Origin of the sequence: Laceyella sacchari, from assembly GCF_024927925.1 — a bacterium.
Classification (GTDB): Bacteria; Bacillota; Bacilli; order Thermoactinomycetales; family Thermoactinomycetaceae; genus Laceyella; species Laceyella sacchari.
Genome location: NZ_CP103866.1, coordinates 34720 through 54969 on the forward strand (window position 1 = coordinate 34720; position 20250 = coordinate 54969).

The window sequence follows — 20250 nt, forward strand, 5'->3', positions numbered from 1 at the left end:
TGATTAGCACTGCGAGTTTTGCAAGTCCATAAAAAAAAGTAGGCATCCTTTAAGTGATTGGATGAATTAAATTTAATTAGCGAGCTTTCGTTACTTGGTCTTGACGAAGTTGAAATAGATGCAAGAGGTAAACACACGGTAGAAGGGCTTGTACCCATCTTGTAGTGAGCAGAAAAGGCTGCCGTCAATCAGGAGGCAAACATAATTGAGCAATTGCTACTTGCAAAGATAAAAGCCGCCAAATGGCGGCTGAGAATGTTGACAAACCCTGCGAATCAACTTTGTTGATCGCAGGGTTTTTGTATATAAAAGGGATATAAACAATTAATGGATGAATATCAACCCATATAAACTTAAAACCACCTCCCTTACCTGCTCTCGAAAGCAGCATAGCCAACTTTTTTATGTTTTGAGCCACAGCAGTTAGGAGGCATTGCTCTTGAATTTTTGCAAGCCCCCTGTAGCGTGCGTATCGAAGACCATGAAGTTCCTTCGCGTCAGCGAAGCTACGTTCAATCGTTTCTTTTCGACGCTTATATAAAGTTTTTCCACGTGGGCTCAAGCGATTTTGTCTAACCCACTCTTTTGCATCTTCCCATACATGACGTGTTAGGATTTTTGTGTGGTTCTTTGACTTTGTGCAATTCTTAAGAAAAGGACATTGCTTACAAATCTCGGGATTGGATTTGTACTGTCTGTATCCTTCACGGTTGGTCGTTCGATATGTAAGTTGATGCTTTGCTGGACAAAGATATACATCTTGCTCAGGAATATACTTAAATCTCCATTTCGGAAAGAGGTCTTTATCTGGTCGAAAACTCCGATGTGCAATAACCGTAAAGATTCCTTGTCCTCTCAATTCACGACAAATAGGCATAGTTAAATAACCAGAATCCAGAGCAACAGCTTTCACCGAAAAGCCGAAGCGGCTTTTCTGACGATTTAACCTTTCTAAATAAGGAACTGAATCATGGACATTTCCTGGTGTAACAAATACATCTGTAATGAAGTTATGTAAACCATCGACAGTACGATGATCGAGATAGAAAAAGCCTTCGGGTTTTCCATCTCGAACCATATAACCACTATCTGGATCGGTCGTACTTACACGAATTTCTTTCGTTTCAACCTTTATGGGCTTTTTTTTTAAAGGCTTCTTTCCGTGCTCTTCTCGATCTTGCTCAATTGCTTGTTCTAAATCATCCATATATCCTTTGGGAGTAACTTTAACTAATTGTTTTTTGAACTTTCCTTTATTGGCATTGGCTTTAAGAAAAGTGGAGTCACTAAAAAGCTCTTTTCCTTGAATAAATCCATGTTGGATCGCCTGAATGACAATTTCATCAAATATTTCCTGATAAATAGTGGAGCTTTGGAACCGTCTTCGACGGTTTTGACTGAAAGTAGATGCATGTGGGACTGGGTCGGTTAGAGATAACCCTACAAACCAACGGTAAGCGATGTTAACTTTAATCTCCTCAATGAGTCGGCGTTCGGAACGAATGCCGAACAAATATCCAATGAGTAGCATTTTAAATAACATAATTGGGTCAAGACATGGACGCCCATTATCTTGGCAGTATAATTCTTTACATTTCTCAGCAATGAAGGAGAAGTCGATCGTTTCATTAATTTTCCGTAACAAGTGATCTCGTGGAACTAATTCTTCTATGTTAACTAGTTCTGGTTGATGTTCTTTACTCGGATTTGTTCTAAACATAGAAAAAACTCCTTATAGAGTGTTTTTTATTGATTCGACAAAAAAGGCTGCTGACCCTGCCTTTCAAGGCAGTTTGTCAGCAGCCTCAGCCGCCAAATGGCGGCTTTTATTAAATATTTAGTCATCAGTCGGTTCCGTCATCGTCAACCCTCCTTTCAAGGAGTCGCACCAGACGTTTTGTGTGTGTAAGTACTTGTGATTCGTGCGATTTACCTAAATGGGAATAGGCGCGAACAAGACCAAATACAGCTTGATATTCTAAATCTTCGGAATCACATGTGTTCAAGGCGTCTTGGAATGATTGGATAGCTGACTCCAGATCGTTTTCATCGAGGCAGACTTTGCCTACCTCAACCATGACTCTAGAGTATTGTACCATGTTTTCATCATTTTTTGTAATTTTGATAAGTTCGCTGAGTATTTGATGTGTCTTTTCGAATTCTTTGGTCTTTCTGTAAATTATTGCTAGCTCTTTATAAGCGTCAAAGATCAACTTTTTTCTCCTTTTCACCTTCCCTTCCAAGAGAATTCCTGCGCTAAAACATCGACCTGCCATCTCCAAGTAGTGTTTCCGCTTCTCTGATCTCCATTTAGCCTTGTAGATACTGCCCAAAGTAATCCAAAGCTCAAGCTGGCGATCATAGTTGTAGTTAATCCTTGCGATCTCTATTCCCGATTTCGCAATCTGGATTGCTTCTTGATATAATTTGATCTCTAGTTTTAGACGCGCTTTAAGGTCATATATTCCAAGTACAGAATCTATGTTTAAGTCAAAAGAGGTGTGACTATCTATTTTTTCAAGCGCGTTCAAGGACTTCTCTATCTGACCTAGTTGTTTATAGTAAATGCTTCTGTTTAAAGAGAGTACTAGATAAAAGTTTTTTCGCTCTCCATCTACGTTGAAACATTCAATGCCTTTTTCAACAAGTTCCAATGCCCGGTAGTAATGTTTTCTTCGATACTCGAGTACCGACAAATAACCGAAGCAGCATGAGCGCAGATTTGAGTTATTATACCCTATTGACTTCTCAAGGGCCTTTAAGGTTTCATGGAATTCACTTTCTGCATCCTCACCCAGTCTCATACGTGCCCTTGCGTTAAGATACTTAATTATGGGTGCTTTGGACGGAGCCCAGTCTCTTTTCTTCAATTCAGTGATGGCTTTTTTCGGATTCATGTACACTAAACTTTCAATAATAGATAGCTGTAGGTCCTCTCGCTCAGTAGATTCGCTTTCTTTTTTGTTAAGACTTTCTATTGTTAAACCTAACTTATCAAGTACATAGCGGAATTTGGGGTGGCTTGTGTTTTTACCTCTCTCCATTGCGGAGAGAGTTGATGCCGACACGTGCTCGTCGGCTAGGTCTTCTAGACGCAAACCTCTTTCCAACCGTTCTTTCCGTATCATCCTTCCTATTTTTTCGAAATCCATGAAATCACTCCTATAGTTTCATATCAGTGAAACATATTATTGCAACTTGCTATAATATATCGTCATTTTGCTGTTTGATATATCCATATCGTTTATTTTTGCAAAAAAGCAACATTTATTGTTTTAATTGATGCAATTTATTGAATGTTGCAACAAAACCAATATATACTATACTCATAAACGAGCTAATTGAAAAGGGGTTGACAACGTGAAAGTTGATGTTCAAAAGACACTAGGAGCAGTAGCGTATGCCTGTGTGCTAGTGAATATCGACCCTAAGAAATCAAAGGAAATCCTAAACTGTGTCTCAGAAATGCTTATCAATGAAACTCTCATTATCAGCGACGGCAGGTTTGTCTGGTTGTATGAACAACTCAAAAAAGCCGCCACAACAACTAAGATAGTGGCGCACAGTTAAAGTGATTGGTATGACCTTATACAGATATACATTTTGGAGGAAAGATGGAGAGTACCCACAGGGGAAAACATTCAGTTTTTATACAGAACGTGGTTTGCAATGGTCTTATACTTTGTTCCGTGAGTGCTTGCGGAACTACAGAATCCCCATCGACGAATTGAATACTGAGTTTCGTGTTGTGACAGTGAATGATGTTTACTGGATACTAAAAATTGGACATTGCAACGTAAATAAACTTGTGTTCGACTCTTACAATAAAACACGCCAGCGCCTGTTAGATAATGGCATCCAACCAGATGTTCCTCCGTGGATCATCAAGGATGATATAGATAATCAATGAAAGGGGGTGAATTATATGGCGAAGCGTTTCCAAGGGGAGCCGCCCCAAGCGTAATATCAGTACAGCCCCTGTGACTCAAGGTCAAAAATTGGCACTGCTGCTTATCAGATCAGTATTCAAACGCTTTTAGTGGAAGTTGTTTATTGCCGATCAACCAAACCACAACGCCTTGTCCATTGCCATGAGCTTTGGGCGGGGCGTTTTGGGGTGTGTCTGGCAAATCAAGTTGGCAGGGAAGAAGCGGCGGAAAAACCTTTTCTCAAGGAGCGCCTCGCTACGCGTGAAGCGAATGAGAAAATGGTTTTGGAGTAGATGGCCTATTCATCAGACGCCCTAGTATTTGATTGTATTTTCTAAATGTGGTAACATTAAATTTGCCTAAAGGGCAAAGAATACTGTGCGTGTGCTAAGGATGGAAAAAATCCATTCAACCACAGGATTACATTATTTATCTAATCACTTAAATAAGAAGGTCTTGCATTATGCAAGGTCTTTTTATTTGAATAGAAGAAAGTGCTTAGAAGTAAAATAAGCTTGCGAGCGCCTAGTGATGACAAAAAAGGCTTACGATCCTCGTAACCCTTTAGTATCAAGATGTGTTCCAACACATTGGTCTATTTTATTAACATATAGATTCATTAAAAGTGTGTTCTAGAGGAAGTGCTCGAATTTGCAAGTGAAACTGCACGTAAGACAAAGGTTTTTAAGGGATACTCTTTAAGTGATTAGATGAATTAAATGTGATTAGCACTTAACACCCCCTTCGGAAACGTTTGAAGCAATTGTCTTTAAGTGATTAGATGAATTAAATGTGATTAGCACAACGAGACCGCTGATTATAACAGCGGTCTTGTTGCCTCCTTTAAGTGATTAGATGAATTAAATGTGATTAGCACTCCTGGCCCTAACACATTGGCACTTACAACAAATTACCTTTAAGTGATTAGATGAATTAAATGTGATTAGCACGATACTCCAAGAGACTTCGCTATCTCGTTGGTTTCTCTTTAAGTGATTAGATGAATTAAATGTGATTAGCACTCGGCAAAGCATAATAAGTCAGTCGAAGACGCAATCCTTTAAGTGATTAGATGAATTAAATGTGATTAGCACCAGACACCGTGATGTTCGGTTTAGCATTGAGTGACAACCTTTAAGTGATTAGATGAATTAAATGTGATTAGCACATATTTGACTGGCTCCCTCTTCCACGAGTTGAAAGAAACTACTTTAAGTGATTAGATGAATTTTTCGTTTAGTTTCTACCCCTACTGAACACGTTGCCGCTTATTTAGTCACTGGATAGACACAAATGATAGCTCCTTGGAGTCATGTGGGTGTTTTGGATACCGCTTTATAATCGAGGAGGCATTCCTGCATGATTGAGAAGACAGGAGGAGAATCAGTGTCTACCACAGTTCACAAACCTCAGCGGTTGACGCAGTTGATTTGGCGTTGGCATTTTTATGCGGGGATTATTTTCGCCCCGTTTATTGTGATGTTATCTATTACCGGTGCGGTGTATTTGTTTAAGCCGCAATTGGAGGATTGGCTTTATCGGGATGATTACTATATTCAGGAACCTCAGAAGCAAAACGGCACGTTGACGCCATCCATGCAGGTGGAGGCGGTGCGTAAGGTATACCCCAATGGACAAATCACGAGCTATCGGCCAAGTGATGAGCCAAACCGGACAGCCGAAGTCGGGGTGATGGACAAGGGGCAGGCGATAACAGTGTTCGTCAATCCCTATTCGGGCCGTGTTGTCGGTGAGATCAAGGAAGAAGAGCGGTTGTTGGAGAAGGTCGAGATGTTGCACGGTGAGCTGATGATGGGGACGATGGGTGACCGGTTGGTGGAGCTGGCTGCCTGTTGGGCGATGATCCTGATCATCACAGGCCTGTATCTGTGGTGGCCCAAGGAAAAAACGATCCGTGGTGCGTTGGTTCCGCGTTTGACCAAAGGCGGGCGGATCTTCCGGCGCGATACCCATGCCGTCACCGGCGTTTGGTTATCTGGGTTTGCTATCTTACTGATCTTGACGGGGTTGCCATGGTCTGGCGTGGCCGGGGATTTGATCAGCAAATTGGCGACATCCACTCATACGGGATACCCCGCGTTTGCATTTGTAGGCGGACCCAAGCCGGAATCCGCCAAACCAACCAAACAAGTCGCCGATGTACCTTGGGCAGCGGAAGAGGTGCCCGTCCCAGAGTCATCCGGTGAGGCGACTCCCTTGCCCTTGGAACGGGTGATGGAGATTGCCAGAGCGAACCAAGTGGCCTCTGGTTACACGGTGTATTTCCCTGAGGGGGACAAAGGGGTTTACACGGTGTCGTTGTCAGCTGACAAACCAGAAGATGAAACGGTGTTGCACATTGATCAGTACAGCGGGAAGGTGTTGGTTCGTGTCGGCTTTTCCGATTATGGCTGGATGGCCAAAGCGATTTCCATTGGCATTGCCTTACATGAAGGCCGTTACTTTGGCTTGCCTAACCAAGTGATCGGGCTGGTGGTTTGTCTTGGCTTGGTAGCGGTGGCGATCAGCGGCCTGGTGATGTGGTGGAAGCGGAGGCCGCGCGGCAAGTTGGGCGCCCCTGCTCTGCCCAAGGACGCCAAGTTGACCAGGGGCCTGACAGCTATTGTTATTGGTCTGGGGCTTCTGATGCCGCTGGCCGGATTGTCGTTGTTGTTTGTTTTCATGCTGGATCGATTGGTTGTCAAAAGGTTGCCTGTTGTCCAGCGGTGGTTGGGTGCATAGGCTTGAACAGGACTTTAGAAATATTTTTTGGCTGAAGGATGCCGCTTGCAAACAAGGCACCACCTCCTGTATTTAAACGGGGGGCGGTGCCTTTTGTCGTGTGCTTCGCCGCTTACTTTACGAGCGACTTGATATTGCCATCATACAAGTGATAAGTTTGACGTTTTCCGCTTTTGCGATATTTTTTCGCACCTGATTCAAAGCTGACATAGAGCTGGTTGCCGACTTGCACCATTTCTTCTGACATGGAGAACATCGTCACCGACGGACCATGTAGATCATTGGTCATGCTAAAAAGGGAACCTAATTTTGTTATAAAACCTAATTTTGTTATAATTAGGTTTTATTGTTTTTTTCTTTAGCGCGTAGATGCGTAGATGGGTGAAAGGTTTCTTGGCGACGGATACCTTCCCTTTACCCGAAAATCCCTTGCTTTATGCGGAATCCCAACGCTTATAGCAAAGGTTTTATCGATATGCAAGTTGGTTGTTCACGTTTTGTTCATAAATAAAAATAGGTTATTTTAATAATATTGTTTTCTTTTAACATAGTATTTAAATATAATGTAGTTAGAATTATTTACTTAATACTGTGACTGAGGGGTCTATTGCACATTTTTTTAGAGAGGCTGGTTATGTAAGTAATTCACTAAAAAGTCCGGAAAGGGTGATTAGAGTGAAATTCAGCAAAACAATGGCTGGTGTGCTATCCTCCGCGTTAGTGATCAGCGGGTTTGCTGCCGCGCCAATGGCCTTGGCAAAGCCGACTGCACCAGGAACGCATGAAAAGCACATCGACTGGGCAAGTGTTGATGTTGAGCGTTTGTCCAAAGCGCTGAAGGAACGGGGTGTCATCAGCAAAAAAGCTTCCGAGAAAGAAGTAGAAAAAGCGGTGGAAGCATATGTGAAGAAGCGTGCTTTTGAAAGCGGTATCGACACCTCTACCACTTTTGGTAAAAAAGCGAAAAAAGGGCTGGAAGGCGTCCAAAAGGAAAATGCCAAAAAGGCTAACAAAGGCAAAAGGGGAAAATTCGGCAAAAACGCTCATAAAGACAACATTGTGCTGGCGTTGGTCGAATTTCCGGACTATAAACATAACCGCCTGAAAGAAGAGCCTGGCTATCTCTACACCAAAGACTTCAATCCGGTCCATTATCAAAAAATGCTGTTTAATCAGCAAGGATACACAACGCCTGAAGGGCTTAAACTGACGACGATGGCCCAATTCTATTTGCAACAATCAGGCGGTACGTGGACCGTCGATGGGACGGTTACACCGTGGTTGGAATCCAAGCGGACGGCTAAAGAAAACGATGCCGACCCACGCGGTTTGGTTGTCGAAACTTTGACCCAAGTGGGCCAAGCTATTAAAGGGAACGAAGCAAAATATGACCAACGCGACCCCTATGACCTGGACCAAGACGGTAACGTGATGGAGCCGGACGGCATGCTGGACAATCTGATGCTGGTTCACGCCGGCGTGGGTGAAGAAGCTGGCGGCGGAGAGCTCGGGGAAGACGCGATCTGGTCTCACCGTTGGACGCTGAAACAACCGACACCAATCCCAGGAACTTCACTTAAAGCGTATGATTACATGATTCAACCGGAAGATGGCGCAGTTGGCGTATTTGCCCATGAATATGGGCATAATTTGGGCTTGCCGGACTTGTATGACACCACCAACACAGGTCTTGGTTCCCCGGTTGGCACATGGTCCTTGATGTCCGGTGGTTCCTGGAATGGTAAAGTGTCCGGTACCGAACCTGTCGGATTTGACCCTTGGTCCAAGCTCTACTTGCAAACCACATTTGGCGGGAAATGGATCACCGCGAATGAAGTCAGCCTCAAAGACCTCACCAAGAAAGGCAAGGTTGTCAAGTTGAATGAAGCAGTCAACTTGAAGCCGGAAAACAAAGTGCTGAAAATTAATCTGCCCGATGTGGAGAAACAACCACCGACTCAGCCGGCAGGTGGCAAATTCGCTTATTTCTCCGACATGGGTGACAATCTCAACACCCGCATGGTTTCAAATGAAATTGATTTGACTGGTGCGAAACAAGCGGTGTTGCTTTTCGATTCTTGGAGACAAATCGAGACTGGTTACGATTATCTGTATGTGAATGTCATCGATGTAGCAACCAACGAGAAGAAGACGGTCAAATCGTTTGACGACGACACCAAGAAAGCTTGGGTCAAAGAAGAAATCGACTTGTCCGCTTTCGTCAACAAAAAGATCAAAGTAGAATTCAACTATGTCACTGACGGCGGGTTGGCGATGGAAGGGTTCTATGTTGACAACATTGTGGTAGACGCCGACGGCAAAACGGTCTTTGCTGATGATGCCGAAGGAACGCCGAAGTTTACCTTGTCCGGCTTCAGCCATTTCGATGGCAAAGGGAAGATGTACCCCAACTACTATCTGGTAGAATGGCGCACGCACAATGGAGTGGACAAAGGGCTGAAATACTTGCGCCGTGGCAACAGCTTCATCACCAGCGATCCCGGTATGCTCGTATGGTATGTGGATGGCCGTTACTTGGACAACAACACCAGCGCGCATGCAGGTTATGGCATGAATGGGCTGGTTGACGCTCACCAACGCGTTCACTACTGGAACAACGATCCGACCAAACCGGCTGGCGATCGCTACCAACTGGTAGATGCTGCTTTCGGTTTCAAGAAAACCTCCGACATCAACATTGAAAATTACGCGAGCTTCGGCTCTATGCATTACAAAGGATTGCCCGGGGTTTCCACCTTCTATGACGGCAATGACTACTCCCTCAAAGGAGCGCCTGAAGTGGGCAAAATCTTGCCGAAGCACGGTGTGCAAATCGAGTTGAAGAAGGTAATTAAAAACGGAGAAGCTGCTCAGATCAAAATCTCCAAGAAATAAGAATGATCGACGCCCCGCTGGCTTTTTTAGCGGGGTGTTTTTTTGGACTTCCAATTGGGGTCATTTGCCAAAGTGCTAAAAATGTGAATATCGTATGCACAAATTATATTGCGTTCATGGTACATTTATTTTATAATCAGTAAATTTTATTGTTTTTCTATGGAGGAAGGAACAGGATGGAACCGCTAGCTTATCTTTATGTGAAAAAGGGGCTTCCTTTTCCTGTGGGAGCATGTGTTGCGCTTGACAAGGAAAGATACTCCTTGGGCAGAGCGAGTAAAGATGTCAAACCGGATTTGGCTTTTGTTCATCAATGCATCTCTCGGCTCCATGCATCGATTGACATCATAGAAGGGAAAGCGTTTATATGTGATCTAGGAAGCAAATTGGGGACGGAAGTGGGGACGGAGCGGTTGCGCCCACATCAGCCTTATCCGTTGAAAAATTATGACCTGATCCGTTTGGCGGGGGAAATGGTGCAATTGCAATTTGTCTATGCGTACGCGGAACAAACATTGGATTTGAACCTCGACGTGTCCGCTATGCAGGATACAGCCACTGACGCCTTCGCGATCGATATGCATAAACGCAGCTGTACGGTTTTTAACAAACCGATTTCGCTGTCGGAAAAAGAGTGGAATCTGCTCTTGCTGTTGTATGAACGCCGTTGCCAACTCGTATCCACTGAAGATCTTATCAAGGCCGTGTGGGCTGAACGGTCGCCACAAGCAAACGGAATCCCGGATGTCAGTTTGACCGAGGTGAATTCATTGATCTACCGCGTGCGCCAGAAATTAAAAAACGCGGTAAAGATCGAGAATGTGAGAGGAAAAGGGTATGTACTCAATCTGAAAGGGTAGCACAGCATAAGATGGACAGAGGACAGTCCACATGACTAGAGTGTGTCTGGCAAATCAATGGTGGGGAAGAAGCGGCGGAAAAACCTTTTCTCAAGGAGCACCGATGCACAAGTGAAGCGAATGAGAAAATGGTTTTGAAGCTGCTGGTCTACTCATCAGACATGCCCTTGTGTGAGTACATAGCCAATCACAGGAAAACGCGGCATTTAAAAGCCGTTTTCGTCGTTCTGATGGGAGCGGCTTTGATTTGCCCCGATTTTGGTCGGATAAGAGGGAAAAGTTGAAATCATGCAAGGAAAGTGTTCTATATTTGAATTGATTATTGTTAAAATAGATGAAAATGACCCTGATGGTGGCCAAAGGAGAAGGAGATATGAGAGTTTTAGTAATTGTAGCCCATCCCAACTTGGAAAACTCGCGCGTGAACAGCCGTTGGGTCAAGGAATTGAAAATGCATCAGCATTCGCGCTGGGTGACCATACATAACTTGTACAAGGAATATCCTGATTTCCGGATTGATGTGGAGCGTGAGCAAGCGTTGGTGATGGGGCATGATCGCATTGTGTTCCAATTTCCATTGCAATGGTACAGCACACCTGCGTTGCTCAAACAATGGCAAGACGATGTGCTGACATATGGTTGGGCGTACGGTACAAATGGCAACAAGTTGCACGGCAAAGAGTTGATCATTGCCTTTTCAGCCGGCGGCTCTGTGGATGCTTATCAAGCCAACGGGTTTAACCAGTTTACCATTGACGAATTTTTGCGTCCGTTGCAGCAAGTGGCTAAGCTGACGGGGCTGAAATTGCTTCCGTATTTCCGCTTTCATGGGGCGTTTCAAGTGAATGAAGAGCAATTGGAATTAAGCGCCAAATATTATGCGCAATATGTGTTTCACCAAAGCAATTAAATAATAGCGAGAGACGAAAGACACCTCTGTCAGCGTGGGTGAGGACTTGCTTTGACAGAGGTGTCTTTATGTGCGCAACATAACGAAACGGCCTGCGTTTACAGATGCACTTTCACTCCAAGACTGTGGGTGAATAGATCTACCGCGGTGACAATCAAGGTGCCTTGCAGTACGGAGGTAAACTGGTTCATCTCAAATCCTTCGAGAAACGCGGCGATTCCCCCCAGCATGAATAGATTGATGAAGAATACACACAGATTGAAGGTCCAAAAGAATGCCGACCATTTAAAACGAATGGAGCAGTCTTCCAGAAAAAAGGGCAGGAAAAGAAGCACGGTAAATCCACCTAATAGATAACCAATCAACCGGATTGCTGCTACGCCAAAAGCGATCCCCATTCCTTCCACCTCAATGCCTTGCGCCCACCAGTCGAGCGCGATAATGGCGAGTGTGCTGAGCAATAGCTGAAGGATCGCTTTGTTCGCATCCCAATAAGCTGTGATGGTCATCACCCTCCTGCCGTGAGATCGGTGCCCTGATAAATTCGCCAAAAGCGAGTAAAAATCTTGCTCGCGCTGGGCTCTTTTCGCCAAAGGATCAGGGCGTGTCAGGTGGAACGTGCTGTCCGTCGGAGGGAAAGCGAATCGAGAATAAGACTCCGTCGGCGGTGTTGGCCAGTTGATATGGGAAACGGTGTACTTCCAAGATCCGCTTCACGATGAACAACCCTAGCCCGCTTCCCCCGGTGCTACGATTCCGCGACTTTTCCAACCGGGTAAACGCTTGAAAGAGACGGTCGATTTCCGCTTCATCGATGTGCGACCCTGTGTTTTGCACTTTGAGTAGCAGGTGATCCCCCTCGTCGGTCAGGGAGATGGAGACACTGGCTTCCTCTGGTGCGTATTTCATGGCATTGTCGATCACATTGGAGACGGCTTTTTCCAACCAAGCCCGGTCTGCTTGGACTTGTAAAGAAGGTTGGATGTCGGTATGCAGTTGAATGCGTCGGTCGTTGCGGAAATAATCAAATCGTTTGATTACTCCTTCGATCATCTCGGACAAAGAGAAGGTTTCTTGCTTTAAGCTGAAGTCGACCATTTCCAGCTTGGATAATTCCAAAATCTCGTTTACCAGTTTCCTCAGCTCTTGCATGATCGCATATGAGCGTTGCAAATACTTGTCCCTGTCGCGGTACGCTCCGATTTTGTGGATCATGCCCTCCAATTGGCCCATGACCGCGGTGATCGGCGATTTTAGTTCATGGGAGATGGTCGCCAAAAATTCACGCCGTTTGGCTTCTTGTTCCCGTTCGCGTTGAATGTCCCCTTTTAGTTTGGCATTGGCCTTTGTCAGATCGGCCATGGCCGCTTCCAGATTGTGAGCCAATTCATTGAGGCTGCGGGAAAGCTCGCCGATTTCATCTTGTGCGCCTTCTACACATCGTTCACTGAAATCCAGCCGGGCCATGCGTTTGGCTACCCGATTGATGCTGAGCAGGGGTTGGGAGATGATTTTGGCGTAGAGAAATGCGCCTCCTATTGAGACAAGCAAAATGATCAAGCCGACATAAGGCATGAACATGAAAATGGCGTCGGAGGCTTCCTCAATCGGTTGCATGGTGACGCTGATGAAGGCGATGTAGGTTCCGTCGGCAAAGGTAAGCGGCTTTTCAGTCGTGTAAACGCGGGCCGTTTCCGGATCACCGGTGTCCGATTCCTGGGGGATTCCCAGCGCTGAAGCGTCTGGAAGTTGCTTTAGTTGGATGTAGAGGGGGGGCCGGTACACCACGCGGCCTTCCAAGTCGGCCACCACCAACCCTGCGTTGTAGGTATGGGCGAATTGGTCCAACGTTTTTTGCGCGTTGGCGACCGGGATGGTGGCGGCTTCGATCTTCAACTCTCGGAATCCGTTTTCCAACCGGTTGATTTTGTATTGATAATAATAGGAAGGGAGCAGAAAGTAGAAAAGCGAAAAGATGAGCAAAGCGGACACACACAATAGTAAGCTGGTAATGAGAAAAATTTTCCCGGTAATGCCTTGACGTAATTTAGTCACCAATTTTATAACCGATCCCCTTTACCGTCTGAATGTACGAACTCCCCAATTTTTTGCGCAGATTTTTGATATGTGTGTCGACTACTCGGGGATCTCCGTAAAAATCAATGCCCCATACTTGGTTTAACAACATGTCGCGGCTTAACGCTTTGCCCCGATTGCGCAACAGGGCGTGCAATATGTCAAATTCCTTGGCCGTCAAATCGGGCTTTTTCGAGCCGACCGTCACTGTATGTCCTTCAGTGTCCAACACCAAGCCGTTATAACTGAGCCGCTGAGATGGCTCGGTCCGGTGGGTGCGGCGCAACACGGCTTCTACGCGTTTAATAAGCACATTGAACGAAAACGGTTTGCTGACATAATCATCGACACCCAACTCAAATCCTTTAAGTTGGTCTGTCTCCTCCCCCAGCGCGGTGAGCATGATGATGGGCACATTGGATTGGTCACGAATCATCTTGCAAACGCTGTGCCCGTCCAGCTGGGGTAACATCACGTCTAGGATCACCAAGTCGACTGGCTTTTCTTTAAATATGCGAATGCCTTCCAGCCCGTCGCTGGCCACAGTGACATCATACGCCTGCGAGAGCAGAAACTCTTGAATCAGCTCTTGAATGTCAAGGTCATCTTCAATAACCAAGATTGAATAAGACATGTGCGGTTCACCTCATATTGCCATTATTATAATGCGTTTTCGTGAAGTTTGTGTGAAGCGGTGGGCTTTTCCAGGTTAAAACGGAGCGGCCGCAGACGATTTGAAGACACCTTTTGCAATACCTCACATAAGATGAAGAGTAGACATACGCCTAGAAAGGGTGGGGAGTCTGATGTGCGGTATCACAGGATGGGTTGATTTCCAGCGGGATTTACGGAATTGCACCACGTTGCTGGAGAAGATGAATGAGACGCTTGAAGCGCGTGGGCCTGATGCGGAAGGGAAATGGGTCGAGGATCATGTCGCTTTGGGACACCGCCGGTTGATCGTCATCGACCCCGAGGGCGGAACACAACCGATGGAGAAGAAGTTGGCGGATCGCACCTATGTGATCACGTACAACGGTGAATTGTACAATATGGATGAGCTCCGGTTAAAGTTGCAGTCTCTCGGACACCGGTTACGTACTCGGTCGGACACGGAATTAATCCTCACGGCGTATATCCAGTGGGGGATGGAGTGTCCGCGCCATTTGAACGGGATTTTCGCCTTTGCCATCTGGGATGAGGCTGAGCAACGGTTGTTTGCGGCGCGCGATCGCATTGGCGTAAAACCATTTTTTTATTCGCAAGTGGGCGGTTCGTTTCTGTTTGCGTCCGAAGTAAAAGCGTTGTTGGCTCATCCAGACATTGAACCGGTCATTGGGGAGGAAGGGCTGGCAGAAATCCTGGTCATGGGGCCTGCGCGCACGCCAGGTGTCGGGGTGTTTCGGGATATCAAAGAATTACGACCGGGACATATGCTCTCTTTTGACCGAGATGGCTTGCGCATTCACCCATACTGGGAATTGGTGAGCGACCACCACACCGATGATCTGGAAACGACGGCAGCCAAAGTGCGGGAACTGTTTGAGGATGCCGTCAAGCGGCAGTTGGTATCTGATGTGCCGATTGGTACCATGTTGTCTGGGGGACTGGATTCCAGTGCGATCTCCGCGTGCGCGGCCAAAACCTTCAGCGAAGAGGGAAGGGGGCAATTGTCCACCTTCTCTGTCGATTACGCGGACAATGACAAACATTTTCATGTTAATGAGTTTCAACCCAACTCCGATGCGCCGTGGGTACAATTGATGGCCGATGCGATTAAATCTGACCACCATGTGGTGATGTTGGATAATGAGGAACTGATAGCAAACCTGATTCAAGCCATGATCGCCCGCGATTTTCCCGGCATGGCCGACATTGATGCATCCCTTTATTTGTTTTCCAGAGAGATCAAAAAGAAGATGACAGTGGTGCTGTCTGGTGAGTGTGCGGATGAAGTGTTTGGCGGTTATCCGTGGTTCCACCGGGAAGAGATGATCAATGCTGACACGTTTCCATGGTCGCGCTTGGTTGATAAGCGGATTCCGTTTATTTCCCCGGAAATCGTGCAGCGAATTCAACCGTTGTCCTATGTGGAGTCGCGTTATCAGGAGGCATTGGCGGAAGTACCGCGTTTATCAGAGGAAAGCGCGACGGAAGCGCGAATGCGGGAAATGTTTTATTTAAATTTGACCCGCTGGATGCCCACCTTGCTTGACCGCAAAGACCGGATGAGCATGGCTTTCGGCTTGGAAGTACGGGTGCCGTTTTGCGACCATCATCTGGTGGAGTATGTTTGGAACATCCCATGGTCCATGAAAAGCCTGGGAAACCGGGAGAAAGGGTTGTTGCGTTATGCGTTGAAGGGTTTATTGCCCCCGGAAATCATCGAGCGCAAAAAAAGTCCTTATCCCAAGACGCATCACCCTGTTTATTTGCGCACCATGCAACAACGCGTGTTGCAATTGACGGAAGACGCGCAAGAACCGATGTTTCAATTGCTTGATCGGCAAGCAGTTCGTCAGTTTGCTGAACAGGACTTGAACCGCACGCATCTGCCGTGGTTTGGGCAATTGATGAATGTACCAGCTCTGTTGGCATACTGGTTGCAGTTGAATGAATGGTTAAAGCGGTATCGGGTCAAAGTGGATATTTAGTCCATAGCGAAACATAGCCACTTCTAGAAAAGTGGCTATGTTTTTTCTCCATTGCCGCCGAAGTGCAACCAGCTGTGATCCTGCAATCGGTCATGATTTACTTTGACATCGTCTTCAAACCAAGATCCAGAAGTGAGCCCGGCCGCAAATCCGCCGATGGCTCCCAGTTTGCTCCATTGCTTATGATCGCGGAAATAATATTTTTGACTGTCGCCCAGCCTATGAGGTTCGTTTATCATCTCTTGTACTGATTGACGCAGTCTTTGCAGAAGGATGACAGGGTCGTCCAATTGTTTAGAGGTAAAATGAACTTCTCGGCGTACCTGATGATTCCCCACCAAATCCACTTCCATTAACAACCCAATGCCGTCCTCTTCCATTTTGGCTGCGAATTGAAGGTGAGTAACTTCTTTGGCCAACGTGGAGGTGGGAGTGAATTCAAACTTTTGCAAATAACCATCAAAGGAACGGGAGCCGTATTTTTCTTGAAATCCCAGCTCCCTCAAAGCGACTTGTATTTGCTGCAGGGAGGGTGGAGGTAGGATGACGATGGCGTCATGGTCGGTTTGGTCGACGGCCTCGGCAATGTCCAACCGGGTGGCAAAAGAATACGAAATGGAATATCCGGACAAGAGCAAATTATTGGGCAAGGTGTATGTGAACGGAAATGTTTTTTTGGCGCCGGGATGAATTTCAAACGGTTCGCCGAATGAAAAACGTTGGATCAAATGGGTGGTGACTTGATCATGCTGTTGCATGTGGATAGCGAAGTCAATGTCCACTTTATTGATCTGTTGCGTTACAATGCCCCCTTGGATAACAAGAGAACCGGCAATCGTTTCACCCAGTGTGTACTCTTCTTTCCCCAATTTCAAGTCAACACGGGTGCCGCCTTTGCCTATTTTGGCGAGATAATCTTTAAACACCAATGAACACGGGCCTCCTCATGTGAATGTACTTATATTTTACCATGTTTTGAAAGGGTTTTCGCGATGAAGACGCGGATGTAGATGGGGAGATGTCATCCGCTCTGACGGAATAATACCCTGGCTGGGCGGAAATTACGCTTCCAAGTTCAGCCATGGCGGGAAAAAACATTCCGTACGGACATTCGATTTTTTGTCACAAAAACGCGGCAGTGAGTGACACAAAAATAAGGTTGTTTGCGAATGATATAGTAGGTGCAACCATTGGCTACACCCTTCTCTATGACTTGGGAAAACATGGGCTATAGGCGCTTCATATGAGTTTCTCTGATAACCACCCCCCCGATGGGGGAGTGGTTTTTTTTTAAAAACATCCACTGTGTGGACAGGATGGATTGAATTGTCAGCAAGCGATGCTTTTTTTTGCACATAATAAACAAAGCACGTCTTAGTGTGTCAAAATCAAAGACAATCCCTTATACTTGAAAGATGGAGTATCGGGTAGATGGGGGAGTGAGGGATGCGTCACGAAAAAGTGGACATGATTTTCCAAGCCGCCGTGGAAGTGTTTGCCGAGAGTGGGTTTGATCAGGCTAAAATGGATGATATCGCCCAAATGGCCGGAGTGGCGAAGGGAACGATCTATTATCATTTTAAAAGCAAAGAAGAGCTGTTTGCTGGTTTGATCAATGAAGGAATTGAAAAGCTGATCGAGTACGCCAATCGGCATATTGAGAGCGTTGAAGAGCCCGTGGCCAAAATTCAACATCTGATCAAAGCACATGTTCTTTTTTTCATCCATCATGCCAAATTGGCAAAGTTACTGTTAAATGAAGCGTTTGGTACCAAAGAGCGGCAACGCCATTTTCGTGGGAAGATACGGGAGTATATCACATTGATTGAAAAGGTGTTAATAGAAGGGAAAGAAAAAGGGGATTTTAATATTAATCACACATTGGAAACAGCCAGTGCTATTTTTGGAGCGGCCAGTGTGATCGTGTTGCAAAAGTTGTATCATGCAGAGGATCATGAGGTAGCGGAGATGGAAAAAGATTTGCCGTCCATTTTGGAAACGCTTGATGCGTTGTTGATCAAGGGTATTGTTGATGTAACAGAATTGTAACCACTTCTTCTCTTGCAACTATGCAGGAGAAGCGGTAAATTAAATTTTGTACTGACCAGTCAGTCTAATTTTTTATGGGAGGAGGATGCACGATGAAGTGGTTGAAGGAAAAGTTGGCCACAGGACAAATCGGCTTTCGAGACCTTCAGTCCTTATGGAGTCAAAAACCGATGCGGTTGGCACTCATGGGCATCCTTGCCATTCCATTGGTCTATAGTTTGATCTATCTCAAAGCGTTTTACGATCCTTATGAGAATATGCAATATCTGCCCGTAGCCGTTGTAAACGAAGACCGCGGTGTAGTCAAAGACGGAGAGCGGATTGATATTGGCGATGAGTTGCGGAAGAAGTTGAGCGAAGACTCCAAGGTGAAGTGGGAATTTGTGTCTCGGGATCAGATGATGAAAGGGTTCAGAGAGGAACGGTATTACATCGGCATTGTGATTCCGAAGGATTTATCCCAAAAAGCCGTGTCGCTCGACAGCCCCAAACCACTCAAAGGACAGTTGGAGTACTATGTGGATGAAAGTACCAACTACCTGTCCGGAAAAATTGGGGAATCCCTGCGGCGCGAGTTGGAGATCTCGCTGGAAGAAAACTTGACTGAAGCCTATGCAGAAGAGATTTTTGGTTCGATCGCCCAGTCTACGCGGGACTTGGACAAAGCGGCCAAGGGCGCGGCAGAGTTGCGCGACGGCACCAGCAAAGCCCTGTCGGCTAGCGGCCAGTTGGCGGCGGCGCTGGGCAAATTGGAAGACGGGTTGTCGCAAATCACCAGCGGGTTGCAATTAGCTTCTGGCAAAGTAGATGCGACCAAAGTGAAGGTAGAGCAAGCAATGCCGTATTTGGAAGCTGCAGACCGGGTATTGAGCCGATTGGAGCAAGTGCTGAACCAACCTTTGGGTGAGACGGGTCGGCACATGGCCGATTGGGTAAGCCAATTGCGCTCCAGTCAATCGAACCTGGCACAATCAGGGGTTCAACTGGATCGCTCACAGGCTGCGTTAAATCGTCTGTTGGCGCGTCATCCCGAGCTTGCCGGTGATAAAGATATAGAAGCCATCCGCTCGGCGCTGGGGAATGCGGAAGGGTTGCAAGGACAGAGCCATCAAAAGATCGGGCAACTCGCTATTCAAGCGCCGGGGATCAAAGATAAGTTGGATCGGTTGGAACAGGCACGCCAACAGGTCGTAAATGAAGGGAAAGTACGTGAGCTGCATGCCAAAGTGAAGCAAGTGCAAAAAGATTTGAATCAAATCAATGTGCTTGCGTCAGGACTGAATCAGTTGGAAAATGGAGCGAATAAAGCCCTGTCAGGTACGCGCCAGATTCATGACGGGCAAAACGCCCTGCGAGACGGCCTGAAGAAAATCCACGCTGGCCAAGCTGAATTGGCGAAAGGGCTGAAAGAAGGTGTGACCAACGCCCAAGAGAAGCTCAAAGGCGTTGAACTCAAGGAAAATATGTTGGCTGATCCGATTGTGGTCAAAGAGAAGAATTTCCATGCTGTTCCCAACTACGCAACCGGTTTTGCGCCATACTTCATCTCCCTGTCATTATGGGTGGGAGCGATGTTGCTGTTTACGGTCGTCGACCTGTACCGCGCGATCAAACGCCCCGGTGGAGAGCCGCTCAGCTTGGCGACCGGTGGCTTGATCGGCTCGGCACAAGCAGTCATCTTGTGTGGGATATTGCTTGTCGCCCTTAATCTTCAGCCGAAATTGACCGGATGGCTGTATCTGTTTACGATCATCATGGCGTTTACGTTTATTGCCATCAACCAGATGCTGGTTGCGCTCTTTGGCAATGTAGGCCGCTTTTTGGCCATCATTGTGCTGATGTTGCAACTTGCTTCCAGTGGCGGTTCGTATCCGGTGGAATTGCTACCTGAGTTTTTCAAGGCGCTACACCCTTATCTGCCGATGACGTACACGATTCACGGCCTCAGAGCGATCCTGTCCAATGGAAATGTGCAAGCGGTGTTGCATGACACCGGGATATTGCTCGGGTTCATGGCCGGGGCATACATGGTGACGCAAACCTTCCTTCTGGTTGTGCGACCATGGATGCAAAGCCTGTCTGCCAAATTGAAAACCAGAATGGCACAATCAAGCTGATGCTGTACAAAAGCCGTT

General features: G+C 46.3%; 14 protein-coding genes, 1 pseudogene and 2 CRISPR repeat arrays (1 of these 17 only partly in view). Of the genes and pseudogenes, 8 read left to right on the top strand and 7 right to left on the bottom strand.

Annotation, left to right across the window (positions count from 1 at the left end; genetic code table 11):
- A CRISPR array of direct repeats spans positions 1-83; the repeat unit is 36 nt; it begins 537 nt to the left of the window's first position.
- Between the two features lie 287 nt (positions 84-370).
- Together NYR52_RS00160 and NYR52_RS00165 are read right to left on the bottom strand one after the other, a co-directional pair.
- Positions 371-1720, bottom strand: a pseudogene (locus tag NYR52_RS00160) (IS1182 family transposase); the annotation flags it as partial.
- Between the two features lie 124 nt (positions 1721-1844).
- Complete coding sequence (locus NYR52_RS00165; RefSeq protein ID WP_259436066.1) at positions 1845-3152, bottom strand: helix-turn-helix domain-containing protein; 1308 nt, start codon at positions 3150-3152, stop codon at positions 1845-1847.
- A 208-nt stretch (positions 3153-3360) separates the two neighbouring features.
- Here NYR52_RS00165 and NYR52_RS00170 point away from each other — a divergent pair, with 208 nt between their 5' ends.
- Both NYR52_RS00170 and NYR52_RS00175 read left to right on the top strand, forming a co-directional pair.
- Complete coding sequence (locus tag NYR52_RS00170; protein WP_154988179.1) at positions 3361-3570, top strand: hypothetical protein; 210 nt, start codon at positions 3361-3363, stop codon at positions 3568-3570.
- Positions 3571-4625: 1055 nt separating this feature from the next.
- Positions 4626-5097: direct repeats of the CRISPR family, unit length 36 nt; unit sequence CTTTAAGTGATTAGATGAATTAAATGTGATTAGCAC.
- Positions 5098-5288: 191 nt separating this feature from the next.
- On the top strand, positions 5289-6671 hold the full coding sequence (locus NYR52_RS00175; protein ID WP_259436067.1) for a PepSY-associated TM helix domain-containing protein: 1383 nt from the start codon (positions 5289-5291) through the stop codon (positions 6669-6671).
- Positions 6672-6783: 112 nt separating this feature from the next.
- Here the strand turns inward: NYR52_RS00175 and NYR52_RS00180 are convergent, their stop codons facing one another.
- The gene (locus NYR52_RS00180) at positions 6784-6960 is read right to left on the bottom strand and encodes a hypothetical protein (RefSeq protein ID WP_022738610.1); all 177 of its coding nucleotides are present in this window, start codon (positions 6958-6960) and stop codon (positions 6784-6786) included.
- Between the two features lie 386 nt (positions 6961-7346).
- Between NYR52_RS00180 and NYR52_RS00185 the strand changes: the two genes are divergently transcribed.
- From NYR52_RS00185 to NYR52_RS00195, 3 genes are all read left to right on the top strand, one after another.
- Entirely contained in the window at positions 7347-9566 is a 2220-nt protein-coding gene (locus NYR52_RS00185) for an immune inhibitor A domain-containing protein (RefSeq protein ID WP_259436068.1), read from the top strand.
- A 176-nt stretch (positions 9567-9742) separates the two neighbouring features.
- On the top strand, positions 9743-10426 hold the full coding sequence (locus tag NYR52_RS00190) for a winged helix-turn-helix domain-containing protein (protein ID WP_132221906.1): 684 nt from the start codon (positions 9743-9745) through the stop codon (positions 10424-10426).
- Between the two features lie 373 nt (positions 10427-10799).
- Positions 10800-11336 carry an NAD(P)H-dependent oxidoreductase gene (locus tag NYR52_RS00195; RefSeq protein ID WP_259436069.1) on the top strand — a complete coding sequence of 179 codons (537 nt, stop codon included), beginning with the start codon at positions 10800-10802 and terminating at the stop codon, positions 11334-11336.
- Positions 11337-11434: 98 nt separating this feature from the next.
- On the opposite strand, the gene NYR52_RS00200 is transcribed toward NYR52_RS00195, so the two are convergent.
- The 3 genes from NYR52_RS00200 to NYR52_RS00210 all read right to left on the bottom strand — a co-directional run bounded on the left by NYR52_RS00200 (position 11435) and on the right by NYR52_RS00210 (position 14046).
- Positions 11435-11848, bottom strand: a complete 414-nt coding sequence (locus tag NYR52_RS00200) for a phage holin family protein (protein WP_132221908.1) — start codon at positions 11846-11848, stop codon at positions 11435-11437.
- A gap of 85 nt (positions 11849-11933) precedes the next feature.
- Positions 11934-13391 carry a sensor histidine kinase gene (locus tag NYR52_RS00205; RefSeq protein WP_259436704.1) on the bottom strand — a complete coding sequence of 486 codons (1458 nt, stop codon included), beginning with the start codon at positions 13389-13391 and terminating at the stop codon, positions 11934-11936.
- The gene (locus tag NYR52_RS00210) at positions 13384-14046 is read right to left on the bottom strand and encodes a response regulator transcription factor (RefSeq protein WP_259436070.1); all 663 of its coding nucleotides are present in this window, start codon (positions 14044-14046) and stop codon (positions 13384-13386) included. Before NYR52_RS00210 ends, NYR52_RS00205 begins: the two co-directional genes overlap by 8 nt.
- A gap of 172 nt (positions 14047-14218) precedes the next feature.
- Between NYR52_RS00210 and asnB the strand changes: the two genes are divergently transcribed.
- Positions 14219-16066: an asparagine synthase (glutamine-hydrolyzing) gene (asnB, locus tag NYR52_RS00215; protein ID WP_259436071.1), complete on the top strand. Its 1848-nt coding sequence runs from the start codon at positions 14219-14221 to the stop codon at positions 16064-16066.
- A gap of 35 nt (positions 16067-16101) precedes the next feature.
- On the opposite strand, the gene NYR52_RS00220 is transcribed toward asnB, so the two are convergent.
- Complete coding sequence (locus NYR52_RS00220) at positions 16102-16992, bottom strand: sporulation protein (protein ID WP_246026926.1); 891 nt, start codon at positions 16990-16992, stop codon at positions 16102-16104.
- Between the two features lie 520 nt (positions 16993-17512).
- Between NYR52_RS00220 and NYR52_RS00225 the strand changes: the two genes are divergently transcribed.
- Together NYR52_RS00225 and NYR52_RS00230 are read left to right on the top strand one after the other, a co-directional pair.
- On the top strand, positions 17513-18115 hold the full coding sequence (locus NYR52_RS00225) for a TetR/AcrR family transcriptional regulator (RefSeq protein WP_259436072.1): 603 nt from the start codon (positions 17513-17515) through the stop codon (positions 18113-18115).
- Between the two features lie 92 nt (positions 18116-18207).
- Entirely contained in the window at positions 18208-20232 is a 2025-nt protein-coding gene (locus NYR52_RS00230; RefSeq protein WP_259436073.1) for a YhgE/Pip domain-containing protein, read from the top strand.
- The last annotated feature ends 18 nt before the right edge of the window (positions 20233-20250 follow it).

Coding starts and splice junctions, on each gene's coding strand:
- NYR52_RS00165 (WP_259436066.1), bottom strand. CDS start 3,152: ATGGATTTCGAAAAAATAGGAAGGATGATACGGAAAGAACGGTTGGAA.
- NYR52_RS00175 (WP_259436067.1), top strand. CDS start 5,289: ATGATTGAGAAGACAGGAGGAGAATCAGTGTCTACCACAGTTCACAAA.
- NYR52_RS00180 (WP_022738610.1), bottom strand. CDS start 6,960: ATGACCAATGATCTACATGGTCCGTCGGTGACGATGTTCTCCATGTCA.
- NYR52_RS00190 (WP_132221906.1), top strand. CDS start 9,743: ATGGAACCGCTAGCTTATCTTTATGTGAAAAAGGGGCTTCCTTTTCCT.
- NYR52_RS00195 (WP_259436069.1), top strand. CDS start 10,800: ATGAGAGTTTTAGTAATTGTAGCCCATCCCAACTTGGAAAACTCGCGC.
- NYR52_RS00210 (WP_259436070.1), bottom strand. CDS start 14,046: ATGTCTTATTCAATCTTGGTTATTGAAGATGACCTTGACATTCAAGAG.
- asnB (WP_259436071.1), top strand. CDS start 14,219: ATGTGCGGTATCACAGGATGGGTTGATTTCCAGCGGGATTTACGGAAT.
- NYR52_RS00225 (WP_259436072.1), top strand. CDS start 17,513: ATGCGTCACGAAAAAGTGGACATGATTTTCCAAGCCGCCGTGGAAGTG.
- NYR52_RS00230 (WP_259436073.1), top strand. CDS start 18,208: ATGAAGTGGTTGAAGGAAAAGTTGGCCACAGGACAAATCGGCTTTCGA.